29 protein-coding genes and 1 pseudogene are annotated in these 23,720 nt (G+C 37.6%); 22 read left to right on the top strand and 8 right to left on the bottom strand.

Annotated elements, in window-relative coordinates; all coding sequences use genetic code 11:
• Nucleotides 1-28: 28 nt before the first annotated feature.
• The 5 genes from ACE1MS_RS18020 (at nt 29) to ACE1MS_RS18000 (ending at nt 4,767) form a co-directional block, all read left to right on the top strand.
• Entirely contained in the window at nt 29-1,393 is a 1,365-nt protein-coding gene (locus ACE1MS_RS18020) for a bifunctional metallophosphatase/5'-nucleotidase (RefSeq protein WP_036164322.1), read from the top strand.
• Nucleotides 1,394-1,429: 36 nt separating this feature from the next.
• On the top strand, nt 1,430-2,539 hold the full coding sequence (locus ACE1MS_RS18015; protein WP_012292338.1) for an HD-GYP domain-containing protein: 1,110 nt from the start codon (nt 1,430-1,432) through the stop codon (nt 2,537-2,539).
• Between the two features lie 23 nt (nt 2,540-2,562).
• Entirely contained in the window at nt 2,563-3,360 is a 798-nt protein-coding gene (gene yunB, locus ACE1MS_RS18010) for a sporulation protein YunB (RefSeq protein WP_447402519.1), read from the top strand.
• A gap of 106 nt (nt 3,361-3,466) precedes the next feature.
• Complete coding sequence (gene lipA / locus ACE1MS_RS18005) at nt 3,467-4,384, top strand: lipoyl synthase (protein ID WP_031417697.1); 918 nt, start codon at nt 3,467-3,469, stop codon at nt 4,382-4,384.
• 32 nt (nt 4,385-4,416) lie between these two features.
• Nucleotides 4,417-4,767, top strand: a complete 351-nt coding sequence (locus ACE1MS_RS18000) for a YutD family protein (protein ID WP_447402518.1) — start codon at nt 4,417-4,419, stop codon at nt 4,765-4,767.
• Nucleotides 4,768-4,928: 161 nt separating this feature from the next.
• Here the strand turns inward: ACE1MS_RS18000 and ACE1MS_RS17995 are convergent.
• Nucleotides 4,929-5,505, bottom strand: a pseudogene (locus tag ACE1MS_RS17995) (transposase); the annotation flags it as partial.
• Between the two features lie 331 nt (nt 5,506-5,836).
• Here ACE1MS_RS17995 and ACE1MS_RS17990 point away from each other — a divergent pair.
• On the top strand, nt 5,837-6,364 hold the full coding sequence (locus tag ACE1MS_RS17990; protein WP_012292342.1) for a D-glycero-alpha-D-manno-heptose-1,7-bisphosphate 7-phosphatase: 528 nt from the start codon (nt 5,837-5,839) through the stop codon (nt 6,362-6,364).
• Nucleotides 6,365-6,426: 62 nt separating this feature from the next.
• Nucleotides 6,427-6,609: a hypothetical protein gene (locus ACE1MS_RS17985; RefSeq protein ID WP_031418564.1), complete on the top strand. Its 183-nt coding sequence runs from the start codon at nt 6,427-6,429 to the stop codon at nt 6,607-6,609.
• 128 nt (nt 6,610-6,737) lie between these two features.
• On the opposite strand, the gene ACE1MS_RS17980 is transcribed toward ACE1MS_RS17985, so the two are convergent.
• Nucleotides 6,738-7,004, bottom strand: coding sequence for a DUF3055 domain-containing protein (locus ACE1MS_RS17980; protein ID WP_008178058.1), 267 nt, complete (start codon nt 7,002-7,004; stop codon nt 6,738-6,740).
• Between the two features lie 88 nt (nt 7,005-7,092).
• Between ACE1MS_RS17980 and ACE1MS_RS17975 the strand changes: the two genes are divergently transcribed.
• Both ACE1MS_RS17975 and ACE1MS_RS17970 read left to right on the top strand, forming a co-directional pair.
• Complete coding sequence (locus ACE1MS_RS17975) at nt 7,093-7,545, top strand: DUF86 domain-containing protein (RefSeq protein WP_197224249.1); 453 nt, start codon at nt 7,093-7,095, stop codon at nt 7,543-7,545.
• A complete protein-coding gene (locus tag ACE1MS_RS17970) occupies nt 7,542-8,294 on the top strand; it encodes a TIGR01457 family HAD-type hydrolase (RefSeq protein WP_031418561.1) in 753 nt (250 codons plus the stop codon). The genes ACE1MS_RS17975 and ACE1MS_RS17970 overlap by 4 nt, the downstream gene beginning before the upstream one ends.
• Before the next feature lie 81 nt (nt 8,295-8,375).
• On the opposite strand, the gene ACE1MS_RS17965 is transcribed toward ACE1MS_RS17970, so the two are convergent.
• Nucleotides 8,376-8,612: a YuzB family protein gene (locus ACE1MS_RS17965; RefSeq protein ID WP_008178065.1), complete on the bottom strand. Its 237-nt coding sequence runs from the start codon at nt 8,610-8,612 to the stop codon at nt 8,376-8,378.
• 269 nt (nt 8,613-8,881) lie between these two features.
• Here ACE1MS_RS17965 and ACE1MS_RS17960 point away from each other — a divergent pair, with 269 nt between their 5' ends.
• Nucleotides 8,882-9,946, top strand: coding sequence for an NAD(P)/FAD-dependent oxidoreductase (locus ACE1MS_RS17960; RefSeq protein ID WP_036166460.1), 1,065 nt, complete (start codon nt 8,882-8,884; stop codon nt 9,944-9,946).
• A gap of 46 nt (nt 9,947-9,992) precedes the next feature.
• Here ACE1MS_RS17960 and ACE1MS_RS17955 read toward each other — a convergent pair whose 3' ends face one another.
• Nucleotides 9,993-10,328, bottom strand: coding sequence for a YuzD family protein (locus ACE1MS_RS17955; protein ID WP_031418558.1), 336 nt, complete (start codon nt 10,326-10,328; stop codon nt 9,993-9,995).
• An 84-nt stretch (nt 10,329-10,412) separates the two neighbouring features.
• Between ACE1MS_RS17955 and ACE1MS_RS17950 the strand changes: the two genes are divergently transcribed.
• The gene (locus tag ACE1MS_RS17950) at nt 10,413-10,649 is read left to right on the top strand and encodes a NifU family protein (protein ID WP_004228295.1); all 237 of its coding nucleotides are present in this window, start codon (nt 10,413-10,415) and stop codon (nt 10,647-10,649) included.
• Between the two features lie 47 nt (nt 10,650-10,696).
• Here the strand turns inward: ACE1MS_RS17950 and ACE1MS_RS17945 are convergent, their stop codons facing one another.
• Nucleotides 10,697-11,389 (bottom strand): DUF2225 domain-containing protein, encoded by a 693-nt coding sequence (locus tag ACE1MS_RS17945; RefSeq protein WP_012292350.1) that lies wholly within the window; start codon nt 11,387-11,389, stop codon nt 10,697-10,699.
• 186 nt (nt 11,390-11,575) lie between these two features.
• Here ACE1MS_RS17945 and ACE1MS_RS17940 point away from each other — a divergent pair, with 186 nt between their 5' ends.
• Nucleotides 11,576-11,950, top strand: coding sequence for a HesB/IscA family protein (locus tag ACE1MS_RS17940; protein WP_025116662.1), 375 nt, complete (start codon nt 11,576-11,578; stop codon nt 11,948-11,950).
• Between the two features lie 240 nt (nt 11,951-12,190).
• Here ACE1MS_RS17940 and ACE1MS_RS17935 read toward each other — a convergent pair whose 3' ends face one another.
• Complete coding sequence (locus ACE1MS_RS17935) at nt 12,191-12,712, bottom strand: GNAT family N-acetyltransferase (RefSeq protein ID WP_099806392.1); 522 nt, start codon at nt 12,710-12,712, stop codon at nt 12,191-12,193.
• 161 nt (nt 12,713-12,873) lie between these two features.
• Nucleotides 12,874-13,287: a hypothetical protein gene (locus ACE1MS_RS17930; protein ID WP_230584516.1), complete on the bottom strand. Its 414-nt coding sequence runs from the start codon at nt 13,285-13,287 to the stop codon at nt 12,874-12,876.
• Nucleotides 13,288-13,595: 308 nt separating this feature from the next.
• Between ACE1MS_RS17930 and ACE1MS_RS17925 the strand changes: the two genes are divergently transcribed.
• The 5 genes from ACE1MS_RS17925 (at nt 13,596) to ACE1MS_RS17905 (ending at nt 19,063) form a co-directional block, all read left to right on the top strand.
• On the top strand, nt 13,596-14,093 hold the full coding sequence (locus ACE1MS_RS17925; RefSeq protein ID WP_031418553.1) for an NUDIX hydrolase: 498 nt from the start codon (nt 13,596-13,598) through the stop codon (nt 14,091-14,093).
• A 24-nt stretch (nt 14,094-14,117) separates the two neighbouring features.
• Complete coding sequence (locus ACE1MS_RS17920) at nt 14,118-15,869, top strand: sensor histidine kinase (protein WP_036160556.1); 1,752 nt, start codon at nt 14,118-14,120, stop codon at nt 15,867-15,869.
• Between the two features lie 6 nt (nt 15,870-15,875).
• On the top strand, nt 15,876-16,619 hold the full coding sequence (locus tag ACE1MS_RS17915; RefSeq protein WP_036217940.1) for a LytR/AlgR family response regulator transcription factor: 744 nt from the start codon (nt 15,876-15,878) through the stop codon (nt 16,617-16,619).
• Nucleotides 16,620-16,737: 118 nt separating this feature from the next.
• The gene (locus ACE1MS_RS17910) at nt 16,738-18,531 is read left to right on the top strand and encodes a carbon starvation CstA family protein (protein ID WP_031418550.1); all 1,794 of its coding nucleotides are present in this window, start codon (nt 16,738-16,740) and stop codon (nt 18,529-18,531) included.
• Nucleotides 18,532-18,733: 202 nt separating this feature from the next.
• Nucleotides 18,734-19,063: a YuiB family protein gene (locus ACE1MS_RS17905; RefSeq protein WP_012292359.1), complete on the top strand. Its 330-nt coding sequence runs from the start codon at nt 18,734-18,736 to the stop codon at nt 19,061-19,063.
• 97 nt (nt 19,064-19,160) lie between these two features.
• Here the strand turns inward: ACE1MS_RS17905 and ACE1MS_RS17900 are convergent, their stop codons facing one another.
• Nucleotides 19,161-19,643, bottom strand: a complete 483-nt coding sequence (locus ACE1MS_RS17900) for a divergent PAP2 family protein (RefSeq protein WP_036160560.1) — start codon at nt 19,641-19,643, stop codon at nt 19,161-19,163.
• A 123-nt stretch (nt 19,644-19,766) separates the two neighbouring features.
• On the opposite strand from ACE1MS_RS17900, the gene ACE1MS_RS17895 reads away from it, so the two are divergent.
• From ACE1MS_RS17895 to ACE1MS_RS17875, 5 genes are all read left to right on the top strand, one after another.
• Nucleotides 19,767-21,275 (top strand): leucyl aminopeptidase, encoded by a 1,509-nt coding sequence (locus ACE1MS_RS17895; protein ID WP_198695069.1) that lies wholly within the window; start codon nt 19,767-19,769, stop codon nt 21,273-21,275.
• 134 nt (nt 21,276-21,409) lie between these two features.
• Nucleotides 21,410-21,613: a hypothetical protein gene (locus ACE1MS_RS17890; RefSeq protein ID WP_012292362.1), complete on the top strand. Its 204-nt coding sequence runs from the start codon at nt 21,410-21,412 to the stop codon at nt 21,611-21,613.
• Nucleotides 21,614-22,007: 394 nt separating this feature from the next.
• Nucleotides 22,008-22,781: a uroporphyrinogen-III C-methyltransferase gene (cobA, locus tag ACE1MS_RS17885; RefSeq protein ID WP_012292363.1), complete on the top strand. Its 774-nt coding sequence runs from the start codon at nt 22,008-22,010 to the stop codon at nt 22,779-22,781.
• Nucleotides 22,782-22,793: 12 nt separating this feature from the next.
• The gene (locus ACE1MS_RS17880; RefSeq protein WP_198695073.1) at nt 22,794-23,534 is read left to right on the top strand and encodes a sirohydrochlorin chelatase; all 741 of its coding nucleotides are present in this window, start codon (nt 22,794-22,796) and stop codon (nt 23,532-23,534) included.
• Nucleotides 23,534-23,683: a YezD family protein gene (locus tag ACE1MS_RS17875; protein ID WP_012292365.1), complete on the top strand. Its 150-nt coding sequence runs from the start codon at nt 23,534-23,536 to the stop codon at nt 23,681-23,683. Before ACE1MS_RS17880 ends, ACE1MS_RS17875 begins: the two co-directional genes overlap by 1 nt.
• The last annotated feature ends 37 nt before the right edge of the window (nt 23,684-23,720 follow it).

The raw sequence follows: 23,720 nt of genomic DNA, 5'->3' as shown, positions 1-23,720 counted from the left end.
TACTAGCGAATGAAATGAGGTGGCTTTAATGCTTGAAAAAATCCATATTTTTCACACAAATGATTTGCATAGTCATTTTAAGTATTGGCCACGAATGCAAAGCTATGTGAAAGAGAAGCGCAGCAGTCTAGCGAAAATAGGGGAAACAAGTTATTTGTTTGATGTGGGGGATCATTTAGATCGCTCTAATATTTATACTGAAGCGACGATTGGTAAGGGGAACGTACAATTACTTAATGAGGCAGCATACGATGTAGTGACAATTGGGAATAACGAGGGCATTACATTGTCCCATGATGAGCTTTTTCATTTATATGATGATGCGAATTTTGATGTTGTCGTAGGTAATATTGATGCGTATCAGGGGAGAAATCCAGCCTGGCTGAAGCCCTATGTTGTGCTTACAACGGAAAAGGGTACGAAGCTAGGAATAATTGCAGCAACGGCTATGTTTGAAGTGTATTATCAGGCGTTAAATTGGCAAATGGTTGAAGCACGAAGCACACTTCTTCGTTTAGCTCATCAACTACGTAAAGAGGTTGATATTGTTTTATGCCTATCCCATTTAGGGATAACTGAAGACGAGCTATTAGCAGAGGAATGTCCAGAAATTGATGTCATATTTGGATCACATACACATCATGTCTTGCCAGAAGGGAAACTCGTCAATGGTGTTTTATTGACAGGTGGAGGGAAATTTGGTCAATACACAGGACATCTTGTTATCGAATATGATAAAAAAATGAGGAAAATTGTTGAAAAAAAGGATGCTTTAATTCATAATAAGGACTTGCCAAATATCCAAAACGAACAGCAAATTGTACAATCCCTAGAGGATGAAGGAATTAGAATATTGGATACACCAGTATTTACGACAAAGAAATCTTATAATAAGGAATGGTTCCACTACTCACAGCTATCTGATTTATTTGCACATGCTATTTTAGAAAAAAGTGGTGCTGATTGTGCCTTGTTTAATGCTGGTATTTTTTTAGACGGTCTCCCAAAGGGAACTGTGACAGCATTAGATTTGCATCGAATTTTTCCACATCCTATTAATTTATGTACAATTGAATTATCTGTTATGGAAATGAAGGAAATCTATATGCAATCCAAAAATGAGGAATGGCCTTATATTGAATTAAAAGGATTAGGGTTTAGAGGTGTGATCTTTGGAAAAATGTTGACATATGGTTTTTCCATGAACGACAATCGTCAGTTGTTGATTAATGGTAAGCTGGCAGATGACAATCACATCTATAAACTTGTTACATTAGATTTGTTTACTTTTGGATATTTTTATCCAAGTTTCAAATATGCAAAGAAGCAATATATTTTACCAGAATTTTTACGAAACATTATGATAGATTATGGTCAAAGTTTCTTTAAGTAATAGAGTGAGCTTAAAGAATGGATTGGGGAAGAAATCATGCGATTAATTTCAATCGATGTATTAAAAGAAGGAATGGTATTAGGCAGAACCATTTGGAATGAGGCGGGGCATCCGCTTTTAAAGAAGGATGTTATCATTAATGACCGTATTATTCAGCGACTTCAACAGTTAAATACACATTACCTATACATTGACGATGATATTTCGGAGGGCATTGAAGTAGAAGAAACTGTGCCACCTGCAATGCGAAATAAAGTCATTACAACAATTAAAGATTCATTTCAATCAATCGATGGTTTAAATTCAGTAAATGCCTCTTATATATTAGATCAACAATCAAAGACAATTGTCTCGATTGTAGATGAATTACTTTCTGCTGTTACTGGAAATGATGAAATTTTAACGATATTAACAGATGCTTATTTATTTGATGAGTATTTATATCAACACTCCTTTCAAGTGACACTTTACTCGATAGCCATCGCCAAAGAGCTCGGCTACTCTGCTGAGGATTTACGGTTAGTAGGGATAGGTGCATTACTACATGATGTAGGTAAACTAATGGTACCAAAAGATATCCTAACGAAACCAGGTCGCTTAACCAATGAAGAATTTGAAGCCATGAAAATGCATGCCCGCTATGGCTTTGATTTATTACGCAATTTACATTCTATTTCATTGCTTGTGGCCCATTGTGCGTTTCAACATCATGAGCGTATTGACGGTAGTGGCTATCCACGAGGACTAGTTGATTTTGAAATTCACCCATTTGCCAAGATTATTGGCGTGGCTGATGTTTTTGACGCGGTTACGACTAATCGAGTATATCGTGAAAAAATGCTTCCTTCACAGGGACTAGCTATTGTAGAGGCAGGCTCTGGTACGCTATATGATGCTCGCATTGTAAATGCCCTAAAAAGAGCAGTCGTTCATTATCCAAATGGAGTTATCTTAAAATTATCAGATGGTCGACGTGGCATAGTATCTAGACAAAACCCGTTGGATGCCGCATTACCATGGATTCGTATTTTTGAGGAGCAAAATCAATTGCTCGCAGCTACATATGAAATCAATTTAGTGGACTTTCCTAGCATTCTAATTGAAAATGTTGAGACGGATTACATGGTTCCTGCAAAGGTAGAATAAAAATCTCCTCCTGTTCATACGTTATGGAACAGGAGGAGATTTTTTTGTTTTTCCCTCGAAAAAGGATGAAATTGCGCTCTTATCATAAAAGGGGAATACGTCTTAATCGTTTAACCATTTTAATTGTTAGTATCGTTGTTTGTCTTATATTATTTATTTATTATTTAAATGAACGGCTCATGCCCACCTATTTGCAATATGCAGAAGTACAAACTACAAAAATTGCATCATATGTAGTAAGTAAAGCCATTAACTCACGTACCTCCAATGTATTAGATGTAAATGATATTATTGAAGATATTCCTCCAGGTAGTTCTGATATGATGACAACCAAGTTTAATACGGAAATTATTAATCGCGTTCGAGCGGAGACATTAGAGCTTGTAAAAATGTATTTAGAGCAGGCAGAACAAGGAGAACTATCACATTTACCTGAATTAGATAATGTTGAATATGATATTAACAGAATTCAGGAAGGGGATGGTATTGTCTTTTTTGTACCACTCGGGCAAGCAGCGAATATTCCTTTGCTCGGAAATTTAGGACCAAAAATCCCTATACGATTCCATGTGATAGGAAATGTCCACAGTAACGTGACCTCATCTATTCAGGAATTTGGGATTAATAGTGCGTATGTTGAGGTGGGCATTCATTTAGAGGTAAATGTCCAAATTATTGTTCCTTTTGCAAGTAAATCTTCAACCGTTGCACAGGATATTCCTGTTGCTATGGGATTAACTAGAGGTCCAGTACCGAACATCTATACCAATAGCAGTGATGCGCCTCAACCTTCCATTGAAATACCTGTGCCTTTTAAATAGAAATGTTTACTGTGATAGTTGTTGGAGTTCATTTAATATGTTACATTGACAACAGTGAAGATAGTTAATATAAAAAATGCATATTTTTGATAGGGGCGATATCCGTATGACATCTTGTAAACCTACAAGTAAAGAAGAACATTTAAGAAAACCAGACTGGCTAAAAATAAAACTAAACACTAATGATGAATATAAAGGTCTTAAAAAGCTTATGCGTGAGAAAAATCTTCATACTGTTTGTGAAGAGGCTCGCTGTCCAAATATTCATGAATGCTGGGGAGAAAGACGTACGGCTACAATGATGATTCTTGGTTCGGTTTGTACACGTGCTTGTCGATTCTGTGCAGTAAAAACAGGTTTACCAAATGAGTTAGACTTGGCAGAGCCAGAACGCGTTGCAGATTCAGTAGCTATTATGAACCTAAAACACGTTGTCATTACTATGGTAGCACGTGACGATTTAAAAGATGGTGGAGCGGAAGTTTTAGCAGAAACAGTACGTGCTATTCGTCGCAAAAGTCCTTTCACATCTGTTGAAGTATTACCATCTGATTTAGGTGGTATGAAGGAAAATCTTCAAATGCTAATGGATGCGAAGCCAGACATTTTAAACCATAACATTGAAACCGTACGTCGTTTAACACCAAGAGTCCGTGCTCGTGCAAAATACGAGCGTTCTTTGGAGTTCCTACGTCTAGCTAAAGAAATGCAACCAGAAATTCCGACGAAATCATCGTTAATGATTGGTTTAGGAGAAACGCATGAAGAAATTTTAGAAGTAATGGATGATTTACGAGCAAATAATGTGGATATCATGACGATTGGTCAATATTTACAGCCTACGAAAAAGCATTTACCAGTTAAAAAATATTATTCACCGATAGAGTTTGGGAAACTGCGAAAAATTGCTATGGAAAAAGGCTTTAAACATTGCGAAGCTGGCCCACTTGTACGTAGTAGTTATCATGCTGACGAACAAGTAAATGCTGCAACAAAAGAACGTCAGTTACAAGCAGAGCTCTAAACGTCAAGGATGAACAAGAGGGTGGTGTCACTTTGATCATAGTTGAAGGATTAGAATATGAACTATTAGAAGATTTTCGCGAAGCCTTTCAGGAGGAAGTTTTTCAGGAAAGGTATTCCGATATATTAGCTAGATACGACTATATAGTAGGTGATTGGGGCTATAATCAATTACGATTAAAGGGCTTTTTTGATGATAAAAATCAAAAGTCAACTTTTGATACGAAAATAAGCACGCTTCAAGATTATTTATATGAATATTGTAATTTTGGCTGCGCTTATTTTGTCTTACGTAAAACAGGGAAAGTTATGAAACAGCCAGAGGTGCTGGATGTGAATGAAGTAACTGCACAGCCAACCGACCAAGAACCATTAACAGAATAAAAAGAAGAAACTTGATGTGATCATACATCAAGTTAGACTGTAGACAAAAGTCATCGAGAAGTTTATTCTCGATGGCTTTTGTCATGTTTCTTTCTCTTTCATTTTCAATATCTGGTAAATCATTGCTGTATCCAACATACTCTTCGAGCATAGAGGCTCTCTTAAGCTGTCTGCCACGTCCAAGTAGCTAGTTTCTTTAAATTCATGGCAGCAAAAGTAAGCATCGCCTGCATGGACCATTTTTTAGACCTCTTAAGGTTGTCCATCGCATACCATGCTTTTCTTTTGCATCCGCAAAGACACGCTCAATCGTTTCTTTGCGCTTGGCATAAATTTGTTTGATGTCATAGGAATGGCGTAAATGTTGAGCTTCCTCCACATACGACGCCCAAATATGACGTTGAATGAGTTTTTGATGAAGCTTACTTTCTGTACATCGGGAAAGGCTTGGACACTTCGCACAAATCAAAGGATTCGATTTATATTGGTGATATCCTTCCTTCGCCGTTGTCGCATACTTCAATATCTGCCCTTTGTTTCTTTCCATTCTTCCTTTTCAAACTACTCCAGGGGAAAGGGCTTTTTTCCATGTTCTTCACGATCCATATTTACCTCTAATGGAAGTTTTTCTTCATAAGCCCGTGTTTCTTTTCGCACAACCTTTTTATCATACTTCCGTTTATTCGCACTCGCTTTCACATGCGTGGAATCGATAAATAAATGTTCTGCATGGAGCATTTACTTTTCAACACCCTATGTAGAAGTTGATGGGAACGAAGGGTGGCGACTCCTGCGGGAAAAGCGGGAAAGTCGAGATCCTGGACTGAGCGAAGCGAGGGAAGCAGCTCGACCCCGCCCGCGGAAAGCGTCCGCCCGTAGTGGAAATCAACGGCTTTACTTTATTTCATTGTAAAAGAAAAAAGACTGTAGGCAAACTCTCAAATTTTTTGAGTTTGTCTACAGTCTGACTTGATGTGATGATACATCAAGTTTTTTCTTTGTTTTTATTAGCTTTTGTATAATTGGGGAATAATAAAGCTCAAAACAGCTGATTAAAGGTGAGATACAAATGAAAAGAGCCGTCTTTTTAGACCGTGATGGTGTGATCAATGAAGTATTAACAAAACGTGTGAAATTTGTTAATAAACCTAGGGATTTATACTTTTTACCCCAAGTTCCAGAAGCCATTCGAAAATTAAATAAACATTTTGACTATATTTTTGTTGTGACAAATCAGGGTGGCGTGGGTTTAGGTTTTATGAGCGAGAGTGGTTTGCAAAAAATACATGAACATATGGTGAAGGAGCTAAAGAAAAAAGGCGCCATTATTCATGAAGTTGTTTATTGTCCCCATAAGCCTAAGTCGGGCTGTGCCTGTAGAAAACCTAATAGTAAGCTCATTATTGATTTAGGAAAGAAATATAACATTGATTTATCGAAATCCTATATGGTTGGCGATACGGATACAGATATTATAGCGGGAAAACAAGCGGGTACAAAGGGCGTATTTTTAGGCGAGGATGACCCCTTAGCAGATGCAATTTTTCCTGATTTGATGAGAGCTGCGCGATGGATCATAAAAGATGCAACAGCTTAAGCAATGAAGGTACAAGAAGTATAAAACTTTGAAAAAGGGATAATTTATGAGTGGAGGTGATGATGTTGACGAAGGATAAGCGCAATAAAAAGCACCTAGATCGTGAAGAATACGGATATGGTTTTGATATTAGTGTAGATGATTTAGGCGTTATTGGTCAAAATAATGAAGCGAAAAAGCAAAATGACAATGAAAATAAAGACAAGCCACATAATAAGGATAATCCATCCACGCTCAATAAATAATCGACCTTAAAAGATTTCGCAAAAGCCGACTGGTGAGCGGAATTTTTTTATCTTGATTTAAAAATCCTCAGAAAAATATCTAGTGCAATGTAATGATGTCATACAAAAAACACCCTGTAAAAAGGGTGTTAATTCAATAGTTCACGTAAATATTCTCGAAGTTCTTCGGTTTCGTCTTCTGTCCGATTGTAAACATGTTCTAAATAGCCAGGCTCTTCTACATCATCAGGGCCAATAATAGCAAAGCGACCAAATTGAATATCCATGACAAGTACTTTCCCAAAGAAGCGGCCAGATTGTAATATCGCTAAATCATAGCGTAGTTTTTTTCCTGCAAAGCTAACAAAGCGTGTTTTTGTATCTTCTACATCATCATATAAAAAAAAACGTTCCATCTTTTAATCTCCTTCCAGTCCTATAGTTATGGTACTATAGAAGAGAAAAGACTATCAACTTTTAAAGATTTGAATGGGGGCTTTCCTTGTGTATTTTGTAGATCGTAATAAAATCACAAAAAATTTACAGTACTTAGATGGGCTATTAGACATTTTGGAGACAGAGAATAACTGGTCTCAAAATGATATAAAGAAATTAGCTATCGAGCGAATTGGACACAACATTATGGAGTCAATGATGGACGTAGGAAATTTAATGATTGACGGTTTCATAATGCGCGATCCAGGAAGCTACGAGGATATTATTGATATATTAATCGATGAAAAAGTCGTAGTTGCTGAAATGGAGGCACCATATAAAGCAGTTGTTGGCTTGCGTAAAATGCTTGTACGTGAGTTTATAGAAGTAGATATTGATGAAGTTATACACGTACTTACAGCCAATTTATCGGCATTAAAGCAATTTTCACCTGCAGTCCATCATTATTTAACAAATGAGCTAGGCCCAGTTTCTGCATTTTTACCAGAGGATCATCAATGAGAGCGTATAAGGCCTATTGCTTTGATTTAGACGGCACTGTTTACCGTGGAAAGGAAGGAATTCCTTCTGCGATTGCATTTATTCATCGCTTACAGCAAGCAGGAATTGAGCCTTTTTATGTCACGAATAACTCTTCTAAAACGCGAGAACAACTGCAAGATGCTTTACTGTCTATAGGGATTCGTGCACCATTAGAGCATATTTATTCAAGTGCGTCCGTCACAGCGAAGTATGTAGCACTCCATTATGCAGGAAAAAAAGTAGCTATGATGGGTTCAGATGGTATTCGTCAGGCATTACTTAGTGAAAATATTGTGCCTGTTGAAGACGAGGCAGATGTATTTGTCATGGGGATTGATCGAACGCTTGATTATATGGCACTTGCTAGAGCGGCAATTTTTGTCCAAAAAGGAGCAATTTTTATTGCCACTAATCAGGATATTAAGTTCCCAACAGAATATGGCTTCTTACCAGGGAATGGTTCTTTTGCTCGTTTAGTAGGAGAGGTTGCGGGCGTTGATCCTATTTATATAGGAAAGCCATCACCTGCTATCCTAGAAGTGATTGCGACAGAACACAATTTTTCTAAAGAAGACATGGTTATGATTGGTGATAATTATGATACGGACATTATGTGCGGTATTAATTTTGGCTGTGATACAATCCATGTGAATACAGGCGTTACGCCCACAAAGGTTGTACAAGAGAAAGAACTTCAACCTACATATGTAGTGGATGCGTTACAATAAATAAAGGATGTTATGCAGATTTATTAGCATAACATCCATTTTTTTTGTTCAAATTTATTTATATAGGTGCGTTTTAGGAACCTACCATAAAGGGTTTTCTTCAATAAACTGATAAATGGCTTTCGTTAACGCTTCTGGAGAATCAGCTTCTACTAATTCACCATTGACAATAGCATAAAAAGATTCTGAGCACTTTGTACAATAACTGAGGCAGCCATATTCCAAAACGTCAATATTCGGATCGCGTTCGAGTACTTCATAAGTTGCTTGAGAGCCATTTGCTAAATTACTAATACAAAATTCAACCATTGGATTCATCCATGTCACCTCACCAAAGTAATGCTACTCGGTTTTACGAATTTCGTCAATTATTTAAGTTGAAAGTATTAAAGTGTTTTTATATAAAAAATAAAGGGAAAACCGTTATTAATTGCTTAAAAGTCTATCGAAATGAACATCTTTTCATTTATTTTGTGAAATCTTTCACAAAATTTCATTCTGATATTGTGAAACTTCTCACAATCGGTTATACTCGTTTGTGGATACTTTGTGAACAATTATTAAAAGAGATATAAAAGGAGAATATTATGGGTAAATTAGTACTTTTAGGTGGCGGCTATGGCAATATGCGTGTCATGCTTCGTCTATTAAATAATCTGCCATTAGACAGAGAGGTAGTCATAGTAGATAGAGCCCCTTTCCATAGTTTAAAAACGGAGTTTTATGCGCTAGCAGCAGGAACTGCTACCGATAAAGAAATTCGTGTAAGCTTCCCTGAGCATGAACGTTTAACGCCTGTATATGGAGAAATAACTGAAATTAATCGTGCGGAAAAAGTAGTCGTTTTAGAAGATGGACAACGTATTGAATATGATGATTTAGTCGTTGGTCTTGGTTGCGAAGATAAATATCATGGTGTACCGGGTGCAGAGGAGTACACTTATAGCATTCAAACGATGGGGCAATCACGTGCCACACTTCAAGCGCTATGTGGTTTACCTGCTGGTTCTACAGTTGGGATTGTAGGGGCTGGCTTAAGTGGTATTGAACTTGCAAGTGAGCTCCGTGAAAGTCGATCTGATTTAAAAATTAAGCTATTTGACCGAGGGCCACGTATTTTAAAGGATTTCCCAGAAAAATTAAGTAAATATGTAAAAGATTGGTTTGTTAAGCATAACGTTGATGTTATTGCCAATTCCAATATTACTAAAGTGGAACAAGGTAAAATTTTCAATCATGAGGAAGAAATTTTACTCGACAAGGTGGTATGGACTGCTGGCGTACAGCCTGTCAAAATCGTACGTGATATGGATGTTGAGAAGGATAAACATGGTCGTCCACTAGTAACACAGTATTTTAATGTACTTGACGATGAACATGTATATATTGTTGGGGATTGTGCTTCCTCAGATTTACCTCCAACGGCACAGTTAGCAGAGGAACAAGCAGAGCTAATTGTAAAAGTACTTCGTATGCGTTGGAAGGGCGAACAATTACCTGAAAAAATGCCAGAAATTAAATTAAAAGGTTTCATGGGTGCGCTTGGTAAAAAACAAGGCTTTGTCTATTTGGCAGATACAACAGTTACAGGCCGTATTGCTCGTTTAATGAAATCCGGACTATTATGGTATTATAAACGTCAAAATGATTAGTTAGTAAAAGGGATTGTTTCCATTTGAAACAATCCCTTAGCTTTGGTTATACTGTTTCATCTGGGACAAAACCTAAACCTTCAAGTGCAGTAAATACCGGTTTCAGCTGTACATAACCTTCGCCTACAACTTCATTATTTATGAGGACAAGCGGATAGAAAAACTCATCCTCCTGGATACGAGTCGCATAGTCTTGATCACGTTCATTCTCAATTGGTCCTTCAATATCGATATAGCGAATATCGTATTGTTGATCTGGATATTTTCGATCGATAGCTGCTTGTAGCCACTCATATGTATCTTTGGAAGATGGAGCATTGACACAGCTAGCGCAAATTACAGCTGTTCCATAAATTTCAATCATAGGTTTAGTTGGTTGCATCGTATTTTCTCTCCTTGTGATTCAATATTGGATTTTTTCTGTTGCTAACATTATAATCATTATAAGGAAAGGAGTCGAGATAAAATGGCAGAAGCAACAATTAACGACCAAGTTCAAGAGGTATTAGATAAATTACGTCCATTCTTACTACGTGACGGTGGAGACTGTGAATTAGTAGATGTTGAGGATGGCGTTGTAAAATTACGTTTATTAGGTGCTTGTGGCAGTTGCCCAAGTTCTACTATTACATTGAAAGCTGGTATTGAACGTGCATTATTGGAGGAAGTACCAGGTATTGTGGAAGTAGAGCAAGTATTCTAAGACATTAAAAAGTTCTAGCTGAATCTCAGACTAGAACTTTTTTTAAATTATATGTGGCGCGCATGCTCTTTTTCTTCACGGATGATAGCCCATTGCTCTTTTGCCATATCTACAATTTTAGCCTCGCCACCGCTACTTTGTTTTTCAATCACTCTCGAAAAGAAACGTGTCGCATTTTCAATGTCTCCGATTCTTCTTGATAATTCCGCAATCATATACATGATGCGTACAGCAGACATTTGTGTAGAACTGTAATCTTCTGTGGAGTACGATTCCATATAATGATCACGTGCTAGTTTCATAAAGCGTTCCTCTTGCCCACTATTTTTGAGCGAACGGTAAAGCCAAGCAAGACGTAAAGCTAAACCAGCAATAGCGACATGTTTTTCTTTTTTTATTGTGCCACAGAGGAAAGCTAATTTATAAGCTTGTATGGCCTGAAAAACAGTACGCTCTCCCTTAAAATCATGATGCACCCACTTTTTTGTAATTTGTGTGTGTATTTCATCTTGAATACCTGGTGCAAAATATTTTGTAAAGTCCTCTGTAAACGAAAAGCCACAATGCTCGCAAACGAAGACATTGTAATAAAGCGCATTCACATCATCTGTGTAAATAGGGTGGAAATCGGTTTCTGTATGTTCTACTTTAATAAATTTAGAACGTACTTTTAACGTCGGAAAATCCTTTTTACAATTCAAACATTGAATTTGTTTTTCATAATACGGTGAAATATCCATATATATTACCCCCTACATAGAAGTCATTGTAACTATTATACCAATGGAGCTGTTAGAAGCATGAACAAAAAATCCTAAACATGTGAAAAATATAAGAACTATCACTAAAATTTACCTTGAAGCTGAATGTTTGTCATACATTGGTCAAAATTGATATGATAATACGTAAGAAGGAAGGTGATGGGGATGACAAGTACAAAGCAAGTTATTGAAATTACACAGGCTGCCGGCTTTCATATTAATGAAATGATGGAGCATAACGAAGAGCAAGGTTCTTTTTTACGTGTAGTAGTAAACGGTGGCGGCTGTAGTGGACTATCCTATGGCATGCATTTTGATCAAGAGAAAAAAGAGGATGACTTTGTAGATGTACAACATGGTTTAACAATTCTTGTTTCCCGTGAAGATGCGCCGATTTTGATGGGAACAAAAATTGACTATAAACAATCGCTAATGGGCGGTGGCTTCACAATTGATAATCCAAATGCCATTGCATCGTGTGGCTGCGGTACATCTTTCAAAACAGCAAAGCGTGAAGGTACACCTGAGATTTGTGAGTAATTAAACGTCATATAAATGTAGAAGAAGGATTGTAAATAACGGTTAGAATTGATGTGTACACAATCCAGATTATATGTAAACACAACCCTAAAATAGCGTATTTAGGGCTGTGAATACCAAGCCTTTTTGATTTGTTTGTTTTGATAACAACAAATTGAAGAGGCTTTTACTATGGCTTGAAAACATCAAAACCTAAAACAAAAGCCCTGTTTACATAATTAAACAACGCATTCGGATTATTTAAAATCTATAATACCAAAAAATTGCTATTTCATTTGCTGTTGGAAAGTTTGAATAAAGCATGGTATCCACTGCACCTATTACAAATTGATTTTTGGCATAAAAATGACAGGCTGAAACATTGATATCCTGTGTTTCAAGCATGAGACCACAGTAATTCCTTTCTTTTGCCCACTCAATGGCTTTATTTATTAAAGCTGTACCAATGCCATCTTTTCTGTAATCTTTTGCAACAGCAATGTCTTCAATAAGTGCATATCCATTCCAGTTAGAGCACAACTTAATCTGCCCTACACAATTGGATTCAATATAGTAAAAAAATACGGCTTTCTCCATATCGTTTATGTAGCTAAGGTCAATTTCATCATCTTCATATTTTTTAAAAAAAGGCTCAGTGCCTATTTCCTCTGTAAATGTCCAAACTTTATTTTTGTATGTCGGTATAATTTTTCCTGAGACTATAAAACCGTGGTTTGATTTATTATAATCCTTCATATTAGAAGAAGTCATTTTTATAATCATTTTACTCTCCCTTTCTGTATTCATTCATGAGGTAGGATGTGAGGACGTGAAGGGCTTTTATTTTATGAAAATCTATATCCTCTCTCTCAGCTCCTGCTGGATATTGAAATATAAGAAAAGTGGTCTTTTCCTGAAGATCAATAAAGCCTTTTCGCATTGAGTTAATCCAATTTTTCGCGTTCCGTAAACTTTACCCCATTTAAAACAGCTAGCTTATAAATGGCCCTCTTTTCGTCGAGACCAAATTGTCCGTTCTCCACAATCATAAATTGTTCATTGTTTGTTGTTAGAAAAAAATAGGTTCCCACTGTACCTATTTCGTATTCATAGGTAACCTCCTTTATATCTTGCCATTTATAAATAGTTTGGTGGTGATACTGTTGAAAAACGATTTCCTCCTTTTTTATAGCGCTATAGCTTAATAAAGAATAATAACCTAAGACGATACTACCTAAGATGATTACACATGCGAGGATGTAGATTTTTGTATTCCTTTTTAAACCGAGTACTAGTAAAACTAAGAAAATCAATCCTAAGGCGATTAAAAGCATAATAAAGTTGCTAGGTGGTGTCATCAGGACGACATCCTCTCTATGAGCATAGAATGTCTGCGATATGGTTAGAGGCATAAAAAAGGCTAAAAAAGGCGTGAGTATCGCGAATATAAGGGCTACTATAAAGTACTTTGCTCGTACTGATAGTGCATGTAACATACAATCTCCTTTCGTACCTAAAATGATGAGTTTCATTAAGTGTAACATATTGACAAATGAGGATTGTAAATGTATTTTTTCACTTTATAAGGATTGGTCTTAAAATTCTGAATAAAAGCTTTTTTCCATTGAAAGCAAGCAGGTATAATAGATATATAGAGGTGAAGGTTATGAGAAAAGATCGAGGGAAAATATGGTTGGGTGTATCAGGTGTTACAGTTAATGAGCTTGGACAATGGTTAGTGGTGAAAAAGGCTTATAGTGGATTGAAAGGACGTTGGTCATTACCAGCAGGATTTGTTAACGCAGGAGAAACAGTGGATGAGGCAGTCATTCGTGAAATAAAAGAAGAAACAGGGATAGATTGCAGCGTATCAGGGTTAATTGGATTTCGTACAGGCGTCATCCGTGACGATATCAGCGATAATATGGCAATTTTTTATTGTCGTATGCTGGATGAACAGCAGCAAGTATGCATTCAGGAGAAAGAAATACTAGAAGCCAAATGGTTGTATCCTCAGGAGCTCGCACAAGATGAAGCAACCTCCGTTATGTTAAAAGAAATGGCAACTAATCAATTTCAAAAGCATCAATTAGAAGCGATAGAGGGGATTAATCCTGGGGATATTTTTGGTTATACCTCTTATCGACTGTTCTTTAAAAAATAATATGACTTCGAGAGGGGACCTATGATGGAGCTATTTTTATTTATGTTAGAGCGAGTTGGGCTGATCATTGTGTTTGCCTTTTTAATGTCGAGATGGAGACTGTTTCGAGAGAAGCTATTTCAGGAGCAAGGGACGAAGGAGAAAATATGGCTCATCATTACCTTTAGTAGCTTATGTATTATTAGTAGTTATACAGGGATTAAAATTGAAAGCGGTACGATACATCCTTTAAATCAGATGATACATAGTACGATTAACGCTGAGGAGGCTATTGCCAATACGAGATTGATCGGTGTAGCCATTGCAGGTATTTTTGGTGGGCCTCTTGTTGGTGTATGCGTGGGGATTATTGCAGGTATTCACCGCATGACACTTGGGGGCTTTACAGCAATAGCCTGTGGCATTTCGACGATTTTAGCGGGCTTTATGACTGGTGGTTTAAGCAAACGTTTCAAAATACGTCAAACTTTTTCCTACAAGAAAGCTGTCATCATTGGAATTTGTGCGGAAACGATTCAAATGATTGTGATTTTAGCTGTTGCGAAACCATTTGAGCAAGCTTTGCAGCTAGTCACGTTAATTGCCATGCCAATGATTTTGATGAATGCTTTTGGAATCTTTTTATTTTTTATGATTATAAAAACATTTATTGATGAAGAAGAACGAACAAAGGCATTGCAAACACATCAAGCTTTTTCAATTGCCCAACAAACGATTGAGCATTTCAGAAAAGGATTGAATGAGGAATCCTGTCAAACGGTGGCTGAAATTATTAAAAGAGAAATTAAAGTAGAGGCGGTCGCTATTACCGATAAAAACGGTGTATTAGCACATGTTGGTGTTGGAGAGGACCATCATTTAATTCATCGGGAAATTATGACGGCTTTGACGAAGCGAGTATTAGAGGAAGGCAAAATTTTAATGGCTACCTCGGCAACGGAAATTCAATGTCCACATGAGGATTGTCCTTTAAGCGCTGCCATTGTTTTACCTTTAATGGTACAGCATCGTACTGTTGGAAGCCTCAAGCTGTATTTCACGAAAGCAGATTCATTAACAGGGGTGCAGAAGGAGCTTGCGGAGGGCTTAAGTAGACTATTCTCTTCACAGCTTGAATATGCTGAAATTGAACAACAGCGGAAGTTATTAAAGGACGCTGAAATTAAAGCGTTACAGGCACAAGTGCATCCGCATTTCTTCTTTAATAGCCTTAATACCATATCAAGCTTGATCCGTACAGATGCAGATGAGGCAAGAGCATTATTAATCAAACTTAGTACTTTTTTTAGAAGCAATTTGCAAGGCGCACGGCAAATGCTCATTCCATTGAAAAATGAAATTGATCATGTTGAGGCATATTTATCTATTGAGCAAACAAGGTTTCCTAATCGTTACGAAGTTGAGTTTTTTATGGATGAATCACTTTTCGATGTACAGATTCCACCATTTACATTACAGCCTCTTGTTGAAAATGCTATTTATCATGCATTTAAAAATCGTAAGGAAGGAAAGATTTTTGTCCAAGTACAACGAGTAAACGATAAGCTAGTCCTGTTAACAGAAGATAACGGCTGTGGCATGAGAAAAGAGCAGGTAAAGCAGCTTGGTAAACGGATTATGCAATCGGAGCAAGGGACTGGAACGGCTTTATGGAATATTTATCAGCGTATTCATGAAATTTATGGCACAGAGGCTGATTTTCATATAACCAGTACATTGGATGTAGGAACAAAAATAATGATTCAGCTGCCGTTAAAGGCGACTAGATGGGAGTAGAATAGAGTGAATGTATATATTGTGGATGATGAACCGTTGGCACGTGCTGAATTGCGCTATTTATTAGAGCAAACAGCGTTAGTAAATATTTGTGGTGAATCTGAAAGTCTAGATGAATTCTACCATACGACACAGTATGAACAAGTAGATTGTTTATTTTTGGATATTGAGTTAGGCATGAATAATGGGCTCGATTTGGCTAAGCAATTACTGTTGCATGAACAAAAACCAGAAATTATTTTTGCTACTGCCTTTGATGAATACGCATTACAGGCATTCGAGGTCAATGCTTTTGATTATATTTTGAAACCTTTCGAAGCACAGAGAGTACAAGCTGCAGTAGAAAAGTTAGTAGCTAAAAGAAGAGCCGCACAGGTGAAAACAATAGAAGAAATAAAAGTTTCACAGCTGGACAAGCTTGATAAATTAACGGTTTATGTCAACGATCGAATTTTATTAATGAAAATACAGGATATTTTATATTGTACATCAGAGGACAGTAAAACGGTGGTTGTGACAGAGCAAGGGAGGTTTTTTGCTTCGGAGTCATTGGCGGCATTAGAAAGGAAGTTGACATTAAAAGGATTTGTGCGTGTCCATCGTGCGTTTATCGTGAATTTAGAGCATATTGTGGAACTAGAGCCTTGGAGTAGCTCTAAATATAATTTAATATTGTACAACAGACATTCCATTCCAGTCAGTAGGCTCTATATGAAGGATGTACGAAAAATTTTTGACCTATCGAGATAATTGCATTTCAACAGAAGAATACTACGTTTCAACTTTTAATTCTGACATTTCAGTTAATTTTGCGAATATAGTGGACATTCCTTTGCTATGATGTGGAAAAAGTATAAGGGGTGTTGATATGAATGCGATTACAATTGTGATAGGTTCTATTTGTGTTTTGGTGATTAGCTATCGTTTGTATGGCATATTTTTTACAAAAAAGGTACTCAAAATAAAAGATGATACGCCCACGCCCGCCCACGCTTTGGAAGATGGTAAAGACTATGTTCCGACGAATAAATGGGTAACCTTTGGGCATCACTTTGCAGCAATCGCTGCTGCGGGCCCATTGGTAGGGCCGATTTTAGCTGCTCAATTTGGTTACTTACCTGGCCTTCTATGGTTATTGATAGGGGCGGTCATTGGGGGAGCTGTACATGATGCAGTGGTATTATTTGCTTCTATGCGCCATGGTGGGAAGTCTTTATCAGAAGTGATGAAGGAAGAGCTCGGCCCAATAGCTGGCTTCTGTACAGGCCTTGCGATGCTGTTTATTATTACAATTACAATGGCAGGTCTATCTATGGTGGTTTTAGGAGCTTTAGAACGAAATCCATGGGGGACGTTTGCCGTAGGGATCACCATTCCAATTGCTATGCTTGTAGGTATTGCTTATCGTAAAACAGGCAATTTACTTGCCACGTCAGCAGTTGGGTTTATTTTATTAATGATAGGTGTATTTATTGGACCGCTTATTCAAGGAACTGCATTTGGTGATTTTTTAACATTTGATCGTGATACATTAGCAATTATTTTACCTATCTATGCATTTTTTGCTGCGGCATTGCCTGTGTGGCTATTATTGGCTCCACGTGATTATTTAAGTAGTTTTATGAAAATAGGGGTGTTCATCGCTTTAATTATTGGCGTATTTTTCGTTAACCCAGCTATTCAGTTCCCACCATTTACAGAGTTTATTCATGGGGGAGGTCCGGTAATTGCTGGTCCTGTGTGGCCATTTGTATCCATTACGATTGCCTGTGGAGCTATTTCTGGCTTCCATGCCTTTGTAGGCTCAGGAACGACACCTAAAATGATTGACCGTTGGGAAGATATTCGAATTGTTGGCTTTGGAGCAATGTTAGTTGAGTCGTTAGTAGGTGTGATGGCATTGATTGCAGCTACCGCTCTTCATCCGGCAGACTATTTTGCTATTAACTCAGCGCCAGCAGTTTTTGCTACATTAGGAATGGAGCCTGTTCATTTACAAGCATTATCTCAAAGTATTGGAATGGACTTAGAGGGACGAACAGGAGGAGCCGTGACATTAGCTGTCGGAATGACGGATATTTTTACAGGTATTCCTTGGTTTGCGGAGTTATCCTCCTATTTCTATCAATTTGTCATTATGTTTGAGGCTGTGTTTATTCTAACAGCGATAGATGCAGGAACACGAGTGGCACGCTATTTAATTCAAGACTTTGGGGGCAATGTTTATAAGCCATTGAAGCGAACTAATTGGATACCGGGCACAATTTTTGCTAGTGCACTGGCTTGCTTTATGTGGGGTTACTTATTGTATTCAGGGGATATTAGCTCCATTTGGGTATTATTCGGTGTTTCTAATCAGCTCATGGCAGCAATTGGTTTAGTATGTGGAGTGACGATGGTACTGAAGGTGGCAGATAAACGAATCTATGCACTAACTTGTTTTATCCCATTAACTTATTTATATATCACTGTGAATGTTGCAGGCTATTGGATGATTAAAAATGTTTATTGGAATCCAGCAGCAGCCGGCTTCAATATGTTAAACGGCATCTTATCCGTTATTATGCTGATGCTTGGGCTACTCATCGTTATTTCAGCCTTTAAGAAATGGGCACAGCTGTGGAAATCTCAAAAGTTTGTATTAACTCAATCAACTTCATAATGTAAGAGAAGAAACTATTGTAGATAAGAAATTGTCTTCAATAGTTTTTGTGGTATTTGCTAGGATAAAATATCCCTGATTAATCACAATCGATGAAAATGATTTCCTAAATATGTCGAACAAGCGAAAACAAGGATATGTTCATTGAAAGCGTTGTCGTAATCATGTAAACTAATGAGAGGAAAACGGAGGTTATACATACATGGATGGTCCAGTTTCATTAGTACAGTTAATCATTTCTATTTTGTTATTTTTCGTCATGTTCTTTGGTATCGGATTCTTATTAAACATGCTGTTACGTATGACGTGGTTAATGGCGATTGTATATCCAATTGTTGTGATCTTTATCGTGGATGAAGTAAGCTTCTTAGATTATATTTTCAAGCCAGGTTCTGCATTTCCAGCGTTAATCGATAAATTACAAGCTCTTCAGTTTGTAGATATTGCTATTTTATCAGGTGGCTTGGCAGGCTCAATCGTTGCAGGTATTGTGATGATTTATTTACGAAAAAGTGGATATCGTATGTTCTAATTTGCTCAGTATTCTTCTTTCTATTGAATGAAAGAAGAGTACTTTTTTTATTCGATAAAAAACACATCCTTCATTATTAAAAGGATGTGCTTAGCTATCATATGAAAAATTCGTAGGTTATGATGGCGATAAAAATACCTGTGAGAGCCCCAAAAAATACTTCGCTTCGTTTGTGTCCTAATAACGTTTTTAATTCCTCCATTTTCTCTTGCCCATCCATCTGAGGCCATTTTTTTAAATCATGAAGTAGTGTTTGGAAATCCTTACGCAATTGATTTAAAATCGCAGCATGTTGCCCAGCTTGGTAACGTACACCGCTGGCATCGTACATAACAATGATGGAAAACATAGCGGCTACCGCAAAAATTGGGGATGCTAAACCTGTCTCATAGGCAATAGATGTTGCCAGTCCAGTAACAGAAGCGGAGTGAGAGCTAGGCATTCCACCTGTAGAAGTAAAGAGGCTCCATTTCACCTGTCTGGTCATTAGAAAATGAATGGGAATCTTGACAAACTGAGCAAAGATAACTGAAAAGAGGGCAATCAGTAATGGGGTGTTTTGGAGTAAACTCATATTCATCACAACCTTCGCAAATAATTGCTTTTATTATAACATTCATTATTTTCTAAAAGAAGATATAGGCAAATATTACGCGCTTTTCAGAAACTTCGTTATAATAGGAGATGGAATGGAGGAATTTACATGAATATTTTAAAAGAAGCAAAGACATTTGAAACGATTTCGACTGAATTATTAGTGGTGGGTGTCACAAAACACCGTGAACAAATGCAGAATTGGACAAGCTTTTCATCTTTTTATGGTGAATCTCTTGATATGTGGGTTAGCGCGGGAGATGTGTCAACTGATCTTAAGAAGTTAACGAAGTTACCATTTGTGAAGGAGCATGCCAATCTAAAACGTATTTTATTTGTAGGGCTGGATGAGCGTAAAAACTTAACAGAAGGGGATGTTCGAGCAGCCTTTGGTTTAGTTGGGAAAGAGTTAAGGGCTTTAAAAGTGAAAGAGTATTCGATCTGGCTTGAGTCATTTATAACGGAAACAATCTCAGTGACAGATGTAGCTTTCTTAGCAGGTGAGGGAATTGGTCTAGGCTATTATTCTATTCCTCATTACAAAACAACTTCAAACGAAGTGGATAAACGTATTGAAGCTGTTCATCTTGTGACAACAGCAGGGGATTTAGATGAAGTTGTAGCAGGCTTCGAGGTCGGCGTCATTTATGCGGATGCAGTAAATGAGGCACGTAGTCTCATTAATTTACCACCGAATTTACTAACAGCAACTGATTTAGCAAACTATGCGGAATCTCTGGCAAGTGAATATAACTTTGAAGTAGAGATTTTAGGTAAAGCGCAATTAGAAGAACTTGGAATGGGCGGTATTTTAAGTGTCAACCAAGGCTCTTATGAGGAACCTCGATTAATCACATTAAAATATAAAGCGACTGATGATTTTGAAAATCCAATTGGTCTCGTTGGTAAAGGTGTAACATATGATACAGGTGGCTATTCCTTAAAACCAAAGGACTCAATGGTTGGGATGAAAGGCGATATGGGCGGTGCAGCAGCAGTGCTCGGTGCTATGAAAATTATCGGTGAATTACGTCCAAATAAAAATGTAGTAGCCGTTATCGGATCTACTGATAATATGGTATCTGACACAGCATTTAAACCAGATGACGTAATTACAACGTATAGTGGAAAAACAGTTGAAGTATTAAATACAGATGCAGAAGGACGTTTAGTTCTGGCAGATGCAACTACATATGCAAAGCAGCAGGGGGCTGCATCACTTATTGATGTAGCTACTTTAACAGGAGGCGTTATTACTGCGCTAGGTATGGATAAAACAGGTGCTCTTTCTAATGATGATGAATTTTTTGCAGCATTTATGGAAGCAGCAGGGGAAACGGATGAATTTGTTTGGCGCATGCCTTTAACAGAGAGTGATAAAAAGAGAATTCGTAAATCTGATGTGGCAGATTTAAACAATTCACCTGGCCGTGATGGTCATATGATTTTTGGTGGGGGCTTTGTCGGCGAGTTTGTTGGTGAAACACCTTGGATTCACCTTGATATTGCTGGAACATCAGATGCAGTAGCTGCACACGATCTAGGTCCTAAAGGTGGGACAGGTGTAATGGTACGTACACTCGCTAATTTTGTGCAACGTTTAGGAGAAGAAAAATAAGAGAGCATTTGAAACAGCGGGGTTGTCTTCCCGCTGTTTCTTTGCATTTTAAGTACTTATCCCGATAGAATAGGCATTGTACATATGATAGATGTATCTTCCTTCATACGATAGAGTAAAAAGGGAGGTAGCATATGCGTAATTTCGGAGGTTACCCAGGAGGAGGATTTGGAGGTTTTATTTGGCCATTCGGTGCACCGTTTTTTGGTGGCTTTTTAGGAAGTTTCCTTGGCTCTCAATTTAATCAATATCCTTACAATCCATATTATCCAAACTATCGGCCGTATCCACCTGGTCCATTTTACCGACCAGGACCACGGTATCGTAGACCTTGGTAAGAACATAAAATGAAAAAACCAGTTGCCTATTCAAAAATCGGCAACTGGTTTTTTTGTTGTGTGGAGGAAGTATCAAATTTTGTGTTGACAGAATATACTAAATTATTTATTATTCTTATTATATTACTAAGAATTAAATAAGTAGCTGACTAGCAAACTAGAGGCTTTTATTGTCCATAGGCATTTTTGTGCCTAGGGATAATATTGGCCTTTTTTCTTTATCTTGTTTATAGAAAATTTTTCCTCTATAGGAAGAATCAAAAGCTTTGTTCAAATGTCCACCCAATGGGGACATCGCCTCTTGCAGATGTCAAAGAGTGTGGTGATAACTACTCGTTAACTAAAAAACTGGACCCTATGACGCGGGCACAACGAATAGAAGGAGTGAAATGGAATGGGGAAAGTATATATCGTTGGTGCTGGTCCTGGAGATGTTGATCTCATTACGGTCAAGGGATTACGTTGTATTGAATGTGCAGATGTCATTTTATACGACAGACTCATTAATAAAGAGCTATTAAACTATGCTAAACAAGATGCTCAATTGATATTTTGCGGAAAACTGCCACAACAACATGCCATGATTCAGGAACATATTAACCAAACACTTGTCAGTTATGCACAGCAAGGATTAATCGTTACCAGATTAAAGGGAGGTGACCCATTTGTCTTCGGAAGAGGGGCAGAGGAGGCTGAAGTGCTAGTCAAGCATCATATCCCATTTGAAATTGTACCAGGGATTACTTCAGGTATAGCAGCCCCTGCTTATGCAGGAATTCCTGTGACACATCGGGACCTAGGCTCAAGTTTTGCCATGGTTACTGGACATATGCAGGAAGGAAAAGATGATGCAATACGTTGGGAAAGTCTTGCGAAAGGGATCGATACGATTGCTATTTATATGGGGGTAGGTAATCTGCCGTACATCCGACAGCAACTTCTCCAATATGGGCGTGGAGAAGAAACGCCTGTAGCTGTTATTCATTGGGGAACTTTTACTGCTAAGCAAAAAACGGTTACGGGTACTTTAGCGACAATTGAAGAAATCGTTCAAACAGAAAATATTCAGAACCCGAGTATCATTTTAGTTGGGGAGGTTGTGAGATTAAGAGAAACTATTCAATGGTTCGAGCATAACGGTCCACAACCAATTCAAGTTACGGGATAAGGATGTGACTTTATGCAGGCTATTTTATATATTGCCCATGGTAGTCGTGTTAAGGCAGGCGTAGATCAAGCTGTAGCTTTTTTACAAGGGGTTCAACAAGAGGTTAAGGTTTCTATTCAGGAAATATGCTTTTTGGAGCTTGCAACACCCACCATTGGAGAGGGGATTGCAAACTGTGTTAGACAAGGGGCAACTAGGATTGCTATTGTACCCATTCTACTGCTAGCTGCACAGCATGCAAAGGAGGATATTCCAATAGAAATTGCAAAAGCTCAAAAGCTCTTTCCATATATCCTATTTTCCTATGGTGAGCCATTAGGCATTCATGAACGAATCATCGACTCGTTACAGGCTAGAATTCTTGAAAAGCAGCAGCCTAAGCATGAAGCCAGTGTTTTACTAATAGGACGTGGCAGTAGTGATCCGGCCGTAAAGAGAGATTTAGCTGAAATTGCAGCAAGGTTGCGAATGAAATACAACTATCAAACAGTAGATACTTGCTTCTTATATGGAATGGGTCCGAGTTTTGATGACTGGCTCCAGCAAGAAAAAGAGAGGCAGCATCAAGTTTTTATTGTGCCGTATCTCTTATTTACAGGTATTTTACGGCAAAGCATTGCAAAACGATTACAAGGGTTATCAAACAACAACATGGTGTTATGTGAAAGCTTGGGTTATGACGTCAATGTAAAAAAAGTGTTAGTGGAACGTATTAATGAATTACTACATTTCAAAGAGGAAGGTGTTTCGTAATGGTAGATAAAAGGCTTGAAAATGTAAATCTAGCATTAGATAATGTCCGCCAAATGCTAAATACTGTGAACCATGGTTCGATTACATTGATTGTTCAAAACTCTTATGTGGTTCAAATCGAAAAAAAAGAAAAAATAAGACTCCGATAATTTTTTTAGAGGATGAAATGATGACGATTCGCGAGGT

Source organism: Lysinibacillus sp. fkY74-1 (assembly GCF_053165895.1).
Note: the sequence above shows the minus strand (reverse complement) of the source record. Positions and strands in the feature narration are given on the sequence as shown.